The following is an 11,130-nucleotide window of genomic DNA, read 5'->3' as shown; positions in this document are numbered from 1 at the left end:
CCTTGCCGATCGACTGGACGCCGCCGCGGATGATCTCGATCGCATAGGCGCCGCCATTGATGCCGAGCGCGATGATCGCGGTCGGCGTCGGGTCGAGCCTCAGGCCCGCCAGCGGCAAGGCGAAATAGATGAAGAAGATCTGGACCAGGAAGGGCGTGTTGCGGATCACCTCGACGAAGGCCTTCACCAGCCAGCGGACTGGGGCGACCTTCGAGTCGCGCAGGACCACACCGCCGACACCGATGACGATGGCCAGTGCCATGCCGGCAAGGGCGAGCGTGAAGGTGCCGAGGCAGCCCCATAGAAGCTCGCCGAAATGCGCTGTGACCGGGCCGAAATCGAATCTGTAGCTCAAGATGTCGCCTCCCCTCCGCGAACCTCTTTCCGGGTTCGACTGGCGTGCTCGTCATGTCGTCGCTGGTCTGCTGCTCTCGCTTCTCTCGATTGCCTTCCGTTGCTGGTTCCGGTTCTCAGGGCGCCTTGCGGCGCTGTGCCGAGGCGTCGAGCAGCGCTTCGTAACGCTCGCCCAGATCGATGCGCCGGCCGGTCGCCGCGGCCTCGATCACGGCGAGCGTCGCGACCAGTGTCCGGGCGCCGTCCTCGACGCTCTGCAGGGATGGCGCCGTGCCACGGATCACGTCGCGGAAATGGTCGAGCTGGGCGCGATAGGGATCGATCGTCGGCGCGTGCAGGCGTTGCGCCTGGACCGGCCGGTTCCAGTCCTGCGCGCCATCGGCCTGCGACCAGTGCACCAGGTTCGGGAACTCCAGCGCCCCACTGCTGCCGATGAAGCGATAGCTGCTCTCGCCGCTGAACGGGAACTCGACTGCCTCGCCGACGCCCTGCTCGGTCGTCCAGGGCGAGACGGCGCTGTCGCTGGCGAGGAAGGTGCCGATCGCCCCATTCTCGAAGGCGAGCAGCGCGGCTGCGGAATCCTCGACGGCGAAACCGCGCTGGCGATTGGAGGTCAAAGCACCGATCGAGGTAATCTCGCCGATCGCGAAGCGCAGGAAGTCGATCTCATGGATCAGGTTGATCAGGATCGGCCCGCCCCCGGCTTGCATCCGCCAGGGCGCCACCGCGAAATAGGCATCCGGCTTGTAGGCCGCCCAGATCGCCGAGACGCCGACGAGATTGCCGATCCGGCGCTCGCCCAGCAGCGCGCGCAGCGCCTGAACCTGCCTGTGATGGCGCCGATGGTGCCCGACGAGGGACCGGATACCAGCCTTGCGCAGCTCGGCGATCAGCGCGGACGCCGATTCCAGCGTGTCGGTCACCGGCTTCTCGATCAGGATATGGATGCCACGCCGCGCGCATTCGATGCCGTTTTCGGCATGAAGCTGGTTGGGCGAGGCGATGATCACGGCCTCCGGCCGCGCCTCGTCCAGCATCCGGCGGTAGTCGGCGAAGACGCGCGCGCCCGGATGCTGGGCCGCGACCTGCTCGGCATTGACGTCCGCGATCCCGACAAGGTCGAAATCGGGATGATCGGCGATTTGCGCCAGATGCTTGCGTCCGATCAGCCCCGCGCCGATGACGCCGATTGCGATGTTACTCATGCCTGTGCGGCTCCCTCATCTTGCAGCCCGCTCGCGGCCTTCCCTGCTGCGCCATCCGGAAGGCCGCGAAGCAGGCGCTGCGTCGCTTCGTGGGCGATTGCGATGCGCGAAGAGGCATCGCGCCCACGCATGGGCAGTTCGGCACTGAGCGCGGCATCGGCCGGGAGCGCCTGCAGCAAGGCGCCGAGAGGCAAGCTGCCTTCGCCCGGTGGAAGCCGCCCCTCGCGCGCCTCGTCGATAGCGGCTGCATCGCTGGCGGGCATGGTCGCGGCGGCATCGCAGAGCTGGGCAGCGCGCAGCCAATCCGCGGGAACCGTCTCAAGGTCGGCAGGGCTGCCCCCCGACCGGCTGAGATGCAACGCGTCGACGAGCACGGCCGCATTCGCCGCCCCCGCCTGACGCAGGATCGCCAGAGCCTGCGTCAGGGTTCCGACGGCACGCCAGCGCATGAACTCCAGATCGACGCGCAGGCCGAAGCCACCCGCGAGATCGCAGAAGGCGGCAAAATTGGCTGCCAGCCGCGCGCTCTCGGGATCATCGCCGGATACCGTCACGGCCGCCGCTCCGAGCTCAGCACCGGCTTCGAACATCGGCGCAAAGGACGGGACGTCGATCTCCGGCGTGATCTGCACGAACTCGATCTCGTTCAGGCGCAGACCTTCGGATCTCAAGAGTGCGGCAAGCTCGCGCTGCGCCTGCGTCCCGGCCTTGAGCGGATAGGCGATGCCGCCCGTCAGCGCCGGATGGACGCGCAAGCCGATCGATCGGAAGCCGGCCCTCGCCGCCTCCCTGGCCAGATCCAGCGGAGGCAGCTCCAGCGCCGTCAGATGGGCAAGGCCGAGATCGGTCATCGACGCAGGCCGGGCTGCAGTCGCTTGAGGGACAATCCCCTACCGGGCTGCCCTGCAAGCAACGCGAGGGCGAGCGCCGAAGCTGTTCGAGGACGCATCGAGGCGGTCATGTTTCCTCCCCATTATTAACCTGTGGGATAATTACGAAATAACTACCCAGTGGGTTAATTGATGTCAAGTGGCGTTGAATCGGCTAAGGGAGGTGAGGCGCTCCGGCCTGGGCGCGGAGAATGCTGGGAGAGGGCATGAAGCCAGTCGAGACGAAGGCGCCGGCGCGAAGCGATGACGCGCCCGTTCGCCGGCGTGACCGCGAAAAGACGAAGGGCGAGATCCTGCAGATCGCCTTCGAGGAGTTCGCGGAGAACGGGCTGCTCGGCGCGAATGCCGACGCGATCGCCGCGCGGGCCAACATCACCAAGCGGCTGATCTTCTACTATTTCAACTCAAAGGAAGAGCTCTACAGAGCCGTCCTGGAGATGGCCTACGGCAAGATGCGCGCCGCGGAAGAAGACCTTCATCTCGATGCGCTGGAGCCCGAGGCCGCAATCCGCAGGCTGGCCGAATTCACCTTCGACTTTCACCAAGCCAATCCGGAATTCGTCCGGCTGGTCGCCATCGAGAACATCCATCGCGGCCGCCATATCCAGCGCAGCGAGAAGCTGTCCCAGATGACACGGCCGGTCATCGGCCAGATCGAGCGCATGCTTGCGAAGGGCCGCGATCTCGGGGTGATCCGCTCCGGCATCGACGCGCTCGCGCTCCACGCGACGCTGAACGCCCTGTCGATCTTTTCGGTGGCCAACCGGCATACCTTCGAGGCGCAGTTCCACTGGGATATGTCGTCATCGGAAGCCAAAGCCCGCCGGCGTGCGGAAATCGCCGAGCTGCTCTGGCGCTATGTACGTGACGACGGCGAGGGCCTGGATGGTATGGTTTGACCGGAACCCGAGCGCGTTCCCGCCGCACATTCCGACGTGCTCATGAGCCGGAATCGATGCCCACGACAGACCGAGACAGTTTGAGGCGAGGCAGCAGCGGCGTCCGGCTTTGGGCAGCTTCTCGCGTCCGCACATGGCGCACTTCGCTCAGAAGACCTCGCTGATCGCGCTCAAAGCCATGGCGCTGACCCGCCTGCGCGGACAGTTGCCCCGATCATGCCCCGCCGAAGCGATCCGACCGACATCATGCCGCGCGGCAGGATCGGCGAGCGCAATATAGCGTCCCTCCATTCTCATTTCGGCAATGGTTCGTTCCATAGTTTGAAATAGACGGCAATGCTCAGCTGCCCCAGAGTTAGGTGAAGATCGCCGACGGACCGGGAGCGAAACGTGGCCCAGCGGGTGAAGTTCTTCCTGGCTGCCGACAACGGCCAATGCGCGCATTTCGGTCTCGACCTGCATTTGACTGAAAGGGCTTCGCCCACCTGCACGGCCGCGATCCTGGCTCGGCCCGACTACGCTGCCGTCCATGGCGAGATGAACCAGCGGATCGGGGTGACGTCGCGCGATCCGGCCTCATCGCCACTCACCGTTTGAACCATGCTCAACCGCTTGCCCGGCACGATCGCCATCGATGCGAATGGGCCGATCAGGAGGTCGGCGGCCCCGGTCGGCCGCAAGCCATTTTCCCATCCAGAGGCCGCCGCCTGAAGGCTCTTTCCGGAACTCCGCCGCGACCGGATTTGACCATGCCGGGGAGAGCAAGCGCGGCAAAGCGTTGTCGCTCCAATTGAAAGCAAACAACTCCGGATCAGCCGGAGCGGATAAACGGGAGGAACGATCGTGTTGTTGGAGAAGTTGGCCTTTGCCACCGCGCTGACGCTGGCGGCCTTTACGGTATCGGCACAGGCGCAGGAGCCGCGCCGGGGCGGAACGATCCGCTTCACGGCGCCTTATGGTGCGTCCTTCGTCAGCAATGACAGCCATGTCTCGCTGGGGGTTCAGGACGAGATCTTCAGCTATGCGCTGCACAGCATGCTCTACAAATGGGATGCCAAGAACAGCAAGCCGGAACTCGACCTCGCCAAGAGCGTCGCGGTCTCCGCTGACGGCAAGACCTATACCTACAAGCTGCGTGACGACGCCTTCTTCCATAACAGCCGCAAGATGACCGCCGACGATGTGATCTGGTCCTATACGCGGATCATGGATGGCGCGAAGAACTATCCCGGCGCGCGCTATATCGCCCGCATCGCCGGCGCGACCGATGTGCAGAAGGGGCAGGCCAAGGAGATTTCCGGCCTCAAGAAGATCGACGATTTCACCATCGAGGTGACGCTGACGGACAGGGCCGATCCCGGCTACTTCCTGTTCCAGGGCCAGACCGCGATCATGCCGGCCAAGGAGGCGCAGGCGCCGGACTTCTTCAACAAGCCGATCGGCCTCGGGCCCTTCAAGTTCGTCGAGCACGTTCCCGGCTCGCGCATGGTCTTCGAGCGCTGGGAGAAATACCATCAGCCCGGCAAGCCCTATGCCGACAGGCTGGTGATCTCGCCGATGGGCGAGGCGGCTGCGCGCGATGTCGCCTTCCGCAACAAGGAGATCGACGCCTCGATCCTCGGCTCGGCCCAGTATGTCGCCTACAAGGCCGACCCGAACCTCTCGAAGGGCCTTCTGGAGGTTGCGGAGGTCTTCACCCGCAACATGGCCATGAACCCGTCCTTCAAGCCCTTCTCCGATAAGCGGGTGCGCCAGGCGATCAACCACGCCATCGACAGCGAGCTGATCATCAAGCGTCTCGTCCGCGACAAGGCCTATCGCGCGGTGGGCTGGCTGCCGCTCTCCTCGCCGGCCTTCGACAAGGACGCCAAGCCCTACGCCTACGATCCGGAGAAGGCCAAGAAGCTGCTGACTGAGGCCGGCTATCCTGGTGGCTTCGAGTTCGAATGGACGGCAACGCCGAACGAGAGCTGGGGCATCCCGATCGCCGAAGCGACGATTCCCATGCTCGCCAAGGTCGGCATCAAGGTGAAGGTCAAGCCGGTCGAGACCTCCGCGGTCGGCGGCGTCGTCACCAGCGGCGGTTTCCAGGCCGCGATGTGGTCGAACCCGTCCGGCCCGGATTCCCTGACGGCGTTGAAGTGCTTCCACTCCTCGACGCTGCGCACGTCGTGCAACTACAACACCTTCAAGAACGCGGCCTATGACAAGCTGATCGACGACGCCTCGGCGGAGACCGATCCGGCCAAACAGCTCGAGCTGCTGAAGAAGGCGAACAACTTCCTGCAGGAAGAAGCTCCGGTCTGGTTCTTCAACTACAACAAGGCGGTCATGGCCTATCAGCCCTGGCTGCACGGCCTCCAGCCGAATTCGACCGAGCTTGGGCTGCAGCGCTACGAGAACCTCTGGGTCGACGCCTCCTCGCCCGCGGCGAAGTAAGCCGTCCTGAGCCTATGCCGCCGCGCGACAGTGCGGCGGCATAGGCTTGTCCGCATCGAGCGCCGGAACCGACGCCCAGCGCGGCGAACGGCCGCGACGCCGGCAGGACTGCTCAAGCCGGGAGTTCGCCGTCGAACTCCCCGGCCTGGATCGCGCGCCGGACCTCGGACCGGATCGTGTCGGCGAGGCTGAGAACGATCGGGCTGCTGCGTTTGATCTTCGACACCGCCAGGTGGAAATACAGCGTCATGTCCGGGTCCGTCACGCGCCTCACGGCGAGCCGCGCCGGGTCTCCGCCGGACAGGAGGCTTCGCGGCACGATCGCGGCCGCCCGCCCCTCTTCGATCATCGGGCGCACGGCGAGGAAATCGTCGACCTCGGCATAGATCTTCAAGGGCACGTCATGATCGCGCGCGCAGGCCGCGACGATGCGCCCGAGCGCGTTCTGCCGGCTGTGGACGAACAGGGGCACGGCGGCAGCCTCCCTGAAGGCAATGGTCGGGGCCATTGCGCTTTCGGCCCGCGCGACATGGAACAGGCGCGTCAGCGTCAGGGTCTCGACCAGCGCTCCGGATGCCGGGCGTTCCGAATTGAAGATGCCGATATCGATCTCGTCGCGCGCGACCCATTCCGCGATCTGCAGGCTCGACCCGCCCCGCGCATGCAATTCGACCTCGGGAAAGCGCTGGGTAAAGGCCGAGATGATCGGCGTCGCCAGCGGGATGCTGATCGTGCCGGTCCAGCCGAGGCGGATCGAGCCGCCATGGCCGGCACGCCGGCCGAGCAGGGCCTGCTTGGCAAGGTCGAGCCCGGCGACATGCGGGGCGATCGCGGCTTGGAATGCCGCGCCGTCACGCGTCAGCGAGACGCCGCGTCCGTCGCGATGGAAGAGGCGGGTCGAAAGCTCCTCCTCGAGCAGCCGCAGGTCCCGGCTCAGGGCCGGCTGCGCCACGCCCAGATGCATGGCGGCCTTCATCAGGCTGCCCGTCTCGGCGATGATCAGGAAATTCTTGAGCTGGCGGAGCTTCACGCGGGCCTCACATGCCCCGGATATAACATTATGCTATATCTGAAACACAACTCCGGCCCTATGTCCAAATGAAAGGCTTCGCTAGCTTCGGCAGCAATGACATGTCCGGCGCGTACCGGGCGGCACGGGAAACGTCCGGAGGAAAGCGATGTTGAGAACCGTCATCACGGCCGGGCTGGCCGGGGCGCTCTGTCTTGCGGCGGCGATGGCTCCGGCCCGCGCCGAAACCGTGCTCAGGATCAAGAATACCGGCGACATCAAGCAGCTCGATGCGCTCTTCACCTCGGCCTACCCGGTCCGGGACATGGCCTACCTGATCTACGACACGCTGTTCTCGCTGGATGCCAACTATCGGGCCCAGCCTCAGATGGTCGAGAGCCACCAACTCTCCGCGGACGGCCGGACCTACAGCTTCAAGCTGCGCGACGGCCTGACCTTCCATGACGGCAAGCCCGTCACCAGCGCGGACTGCATCGCCTCCATCGAGCGTTGGATGAAGAAGGACAGCCTCGGCGCCGAGATCGAGAAGCGCCTCGACGGCATGAAGGCGATCGATGCGACATCCTTCGAACTGCGGCTGAAGGAGCCCTTCGCCCGCGTCATCGACGGCTTCGCCCGCATGACCGCCTATCCGCTGTTCATCATGCCGGAACGGCTGGCCAAAACGCCCGCGACGACCGAGCTCAAGGAGTTCGTCGGCTCCGGCCCGTTCAAGCTGCTGCCGGACGAATGGGTGCCGGGCGTGAAGTTCGTGGTCGCGAAACATGCCGGCTACAAGCCGCGCGGCGAGCAGCCGAGCGCTCTCGCCGGCGCCAAGATCGCCGGGGTCGATCGCATCGAGCGCGTCCAGTTCAGCGACGACCTCAGCGCGGTGAACGCGCTGCTCGCCGGCGAGATCGACTACGCCGTCGAGATCCCCTCCGAGATGCTGCCGGTGCTGGAGAAGGACAAATCGATCCAGCTGGCCAAGGCGCCCATCCTCGGCAAGAACTTTCAGGTGGTGATCAACCACACCCAGCCGCCGATGGACAACGTCAAGATCCGGCAGGCGCTGCAATATGCGATCAGCCAGTCTGACTCGATGCAGGCCCTCTTCGGCCCTCGCAAGGATCTCTACCAGCTCTGCCCGGCGCTGTTCATGTGCGGCAGCCCCTACGAGACCGATATCGGCAGCGAGCGCTTCATGAAGCAGGATTTCGAGAAGGCGAAAGCCCTGCTGAAGGAGGCCGGCTACGACGGCACGCCGATCGTCTATCTCCACCCCATGGATTCCAAAGCCCAGCGCGACATCGGCACGGTGATGGTGAATTCGATGCGCAAGGCCGGCTTCACCGTCGACGACGTGCAGATGGACACGGCGACGATGTTCACCCGCCGCACCAACAAGAACCCGCCGAAGCAGGGCGGCTGGAACGTCTTCATCACCGGCTTCGCTGGCGATGCGCTGATCGATCCGCTGACCAATCCCTATGTCACCGGCGCCTGCGAGAAGGCCTTCATCGGCTGGCCCTGCGACAAGCCCCTGCAGGAGCTCTGGCAGAAATTCCTCCTGGCCTCAGACGAAGCCGCGCGCAAGGCGATCGCGGTGGAGATGCAGGCGCGCTCGAACGAGATCGTGACCTATATCCCGCTCGGGCAGTTCAACGACATCTCGGCCTGGCGCAAGCCGGTGTCGGGTTTCGTTCCCGGGCCGATCCTGACCTATTGGAACGTCCGCAAGTCCGACTGAACCATCCTGCTACCGGCTGGCGGGCCGGGGCGAGAGCCCCGGCCCGTGCCTTCAAGGTCCGTCTATGGCGCGCTTCCTGATTTCGCGGCTCCTGGCGACATTGCCCGTCATGCTGACGGTGCTGGTCACCGTGTTCATGCTCCTGCATATCGGTCCGGGCGACCCTGCGGCGGCCATGGCGGGCGACAATGCCAGCGCCGAACAGATCGCGCAGATCCGCCAGCGGCTGCATCTCGACCAGCCTCTGGTCGTCCAGTTCCTGATCTATCTGCGCCAGCTCGCCCAGTTCGACCTCGGCGTATCCGTCTATTCCGGCCGGCCGGTCGCGATGATGATCCTGCAGCGGGCCGAGCCGACCCTGATGCTGGCGCTGACCACCACGCTGATGTCGGTGCTCGTCGCGGTTCCCGCCGGCGTCTTCGCCGCCCGTCGGCTTGGCCTGACGACCGACTATGTCGTGATGGTGCTGTCGGTCGCCGGCTTCTCGATTCCCGTCTTTGTGATCGGCTACGCGCTGATGCAGCTTTTCGCCATCGAGCTCGGCTGGCTGCCGGTGCAGGGCTACCGGCCGCTCGCCAGCGGCCTCTGGAACAGCCTGCGCAGCCTCGTGCTACCGACCGCGGCGCTCACCCTGCTGTTCGCGGCCCTGGTCGCCCGCATTACACGGGCAACGCTGCTCAACGTGCTCTCCGAAGACTATATCCGCACCGCGCGGGCGAAGGGTCTGCCGGAGAACCGCGTGATCGCGACGCATGCGCTGAAGAATATCGGCGTGCCCGTGGTGACGGTGATCGGCACATCCTTCGCGGCCCTGCTCGGGGGCGTCGTAGTGACCGAATCCGTCTTCAACCTCCCAGGCATCGGGCGGCTGACGGTCGATGCCATCCTGTCGCGCGACTATCCGGTCGTGCAGGGCGTGATGCTGGTCTTCGCCTTTGTCCTCGTCGTCGTGAACGTCCTCGTCGATCTCAGCTACGCGCTGTTCGATCCTCGCATCCGGCAGGGCTCCCGCTGATGAGCGCCCTGCCCCTGCCAGCTCGCGCCGGCCGCTCCTTCAAGGCCTCGACGGTCGCGATCACCCTGAGCCTCACCATCGTCGCGGCCATTGCCGCCTGCGCCCTGCTGGCCCCGCCGCTTCTGGGCTACAGCAACGACCTGAATATGGGCGAGGCGTTGCAGCCGCCGGGCGCGGCCCATTGGTTCGGCACGGACAATCTCGGTCGCGACATCTTCGTCCGCACGCTGTCGGGCGCCCGGACCTCGATCATGGTCGGGCTCGGCGTCTCGATGCTGACCCTGGTCGCGGGCGGGCTCATCGGGCTCGTGGCGGGCTATCTGCGGATGGCCGACACGGTGCTGATGCGCATCATGGACGGCCTCATGGCGATCCCCGGCGTGTTGCTGGCGATCGCGCTCGCCTCGCTCCTCGGCGGCGGGCTTGCGACCGTGATGATCGCGATCAGCATTCCCGAAATCCCGCGCACGGCGCGGCTCATGCGCGGCGTGGTGCTCAGCCTGCGCGAGATGCCCTATGTCGATGCGGCCATCGCCAGCGGAGCGGGCACGCCGCGCATCCTGCTGCGGCATGTCCTGCCGAACGCGACGGAGGCCCTGATCGTGCAGGCGACCTTCGTCTGCGCCTCCGCGATCCTCGCCGAGGCCATTCTCAGCTTCATCGGCGTCGGCATCTCGCCTGACCTTCCGAGCTGGGGCAATGTCATGGCCGGCGGCCGGCAGTTCTTCCGCGCCGCGCCATGGGTCATCGCCTTTCCCGGCCTCTTCCTGTCGCTGCTGGTGATCGCGATCAACCTGCTCGGCGACGCGCTGCGCGAGCGCATCGACCCGCGCCTCTCCGGACGGAGAGCCTGATGAAACCCCGCTTGCCGCTCCCGCTCATGAGGCCCGTTCCGTGAACCGGCATCCTTCGACCGATACCCCTGCGGAACAGCTCCTGCCGGCGGAATGGAGCACCACGCGCTACGACGACGACGTGCTCGCGGTCCGCGGGCAGATCATGCGCCGGCGCTTCGCCGGCAAGCCCGTCGTCTTCTTCGGCTCGTCGTCCTTCCGCTACTGGCACCGCATGGCCGAGGATCTGGGCTCCCTCGAGATCGCCAATCTCGGCTTTGGCGGAGCGACCGCCGAGAGCGGCCTGCGTTATTGCGACAGCCTGCTCGGCCTCGTCGAGCCCGGATGCATCCTGCTCTATTTCGGCGAGAACGACATCGCCAATGACGGGCTCGATGCGCGCACGGCCTTCGAAGCGCTGGAGCGGCTGGTCGACCGGCTGAGAGACAGGTTCGGCCCGGTCCCGATCCACCGCCTCTCGATCAAGCACAGCCCCGCGCGCTGGATCTATGCCGGGGAGTTCGATGCCTTCAACGCCATACTCCAGCGAAGCTGCGCGAAGGACGACCCAGGCGGATATGTCGATGTCGGCAGCTGTCTGATCGGAAGGAACGGCCGCCCGATGGGGCGCTACTACGAGGCCGACGGCGTGCACCTGAATGCGTCCGGCTACACGCTCTGGGCCAGTGTCATCGCCGGCATCCTGAAGAATGCCGGCGCGTGATCCGGGCCTGAG

General features: G+C 65.7%; 11 protein-coding genes. 7 read left to right on the top strand and 4 right to left on the bottom strand.

Translation table 11 applies throughout. The annotated features are described in order from the left end of the window. From WFK61_RS09055 to WFK61_RS09045, 3 genes are all read right to left on the bottom strand, one after another. On the bottom strand, positions 1–355 hold a 355-nt coding region (locus WFK61_RS09055; protein ID WP_336811192.1), incomplete at its 3' end, for an ABC transporter permease subunit. A gap of 115 nt (positions 356–470) precedes the next feature. Further along, the gene (locus tag WFK61_RS09050; RefSeq protein WP_336811191.1) at positions 471–1,559 is read right to left on the bottom strand and encodes a Gfo/Idh/MocA family protein; all 1,089 of its coding nucleotides are present in this window, start codon (positions 1,557–1,559) and stop codon (positions 471–473) included. Further along, positions 1,556–2,410, bottom strand: a complete 855-nt coding sequence (locus tag WFK61_RS09045; protein ID WP_336811190.1) for a sugar phosphate isomerase/epimerase family protein — start codon at positions 2,408–2,410, stop codon at positions 1,556–1,558. Before WFK61_RS09045 ends, WFK61_RS09050 begins: the two co-directional genes overlap by 4 nt. Positions 2,411–2,655: 245 nt before the next feature. Between WFK61_RS09045 and WFK61_RS09040 the strand changes: the two genes are divergently transcribed. The 3 genes from WFK61_RS09040 (at position 2,656) to WFK61_RS09030 (ending at position 5,787) form a co-directional block, all read left to right on the top strand. Further along, positions 2,656–3,348 (top strand): TetR/AcrR family transcriptional regulator, encoded by a 693-nt coding sequence (locus WFK61_RS09040; protein ID WP_336811189.1) that lies wholly within the window; start codon positions 2,656–2,658, stop codon positions 3,346–3,348. A gap of 390 nt (positions 3,349–3,738) precedes the next feature. After that, positions 3,739–3,945 (top strand): hypothetical protein, encoded by a 207-nt coding sequence (locus WFK61_RS09035; protein ID WP_336811188.1) that lies wholly within the window; start codon positions 3,739–3,741, stop codon positions 3,943–3,945. A 252-nt stretch (positions 3,946–4,197) separates the two neighbouring features. After that, positions 4,198–5,787, top strand: a complete 1,590-nt coding sequence (locus WFK61_RS09030) for an ABC transporter substrate-binding protein (RefSeq protein WP_336811202.1) — start codon at positions 4,198–4,200, stop codon at positions 5,785–5,787. Positions 5,788–5,899: 112 nt separating this feature from the next. Here the strand turns inward: WFK61_RS09030 and WFK61_RS09025 are convergent, their stop codons facing one another. After that, entirely contained in the window at positions 5,900–6,817 is a 918-nt protein-coding gene (locus tag WFK61_RS09025; RefSeq protein ID WP_336811187.1) for a LysR family transcriptional regulator, read from the bottom strand. A gap of 148 nt (positions 6,818–6,965) precedes the next feature. On the opposite strand from WFK61_RS09025, the gene WFK61_RS09020 reads away from it, so the two are divergent. From WFK61_RS09020 to WFK61_RS09005, 4 genes are all read left to right on the top strand, one after another. After that, positions 6,966–8,546 (top strand): ABC transporter substrate-binding protein, encoded by a 1,581-nt coding sequence (locus WFK61_RS09020; protein ID WP_336811186.1) that lies wholly within the window; start codon positions 6,966–6,968, stop codon positions 8,544–8,546. A gap of 64 nt (positions 8,547–8,610) precedes the next feature. Further along, a complete protein-coding gene (locus tag WFK61_RS09015) occupies positions 8,611–9,561 on the top strand; it encodes an ABC transporter permease (protein WP_336811185.1) in 951 nt (316 codons plus the stop codon). Beyond that, the gene (locus WFK61_RS09010) at positions 9,561–10,415 is read left to right on the top strand and encodes an ABC transporter permease (protein WP_336811184.1); all 855 of its coding nucleotides are present in this window, start codon (positions 9,561–9,563) and stop codon (positions 10,413–10,415) included. The genes WFK61_RS09015 and WFK61_RS09010 overlap by 1 nt, the downstream gene beginning before the upstream one ends. Positions 10,416–10,455: 40 nt before the next feature. Further along, on the top strand, positions 10,456–11,118 hold the full coding sequence (locus WFK61_RS09005) for a GDSL-type esterase/lipase family protein (RefSeq protein ID WP_336811183.1): 663 nt from the start codon (positions 10,456–10,458) through the stop codon (positions 11,116–11,118). Positions 11,119–11,130 lie beyond the last annotated feature (12 nt).

It is taken from the genome of Allobosea sp. MMO-172 (genome assembly GCF_037147855.1).
GTDB lineage: Bacteria > Pseudomonadota > Alphaproteobacteria > Rhizobiales > Beijerinckiaceae > Allobosea.
This window is presented reverse-complemented; position numbering and strand designations above follow the sequence as displayed.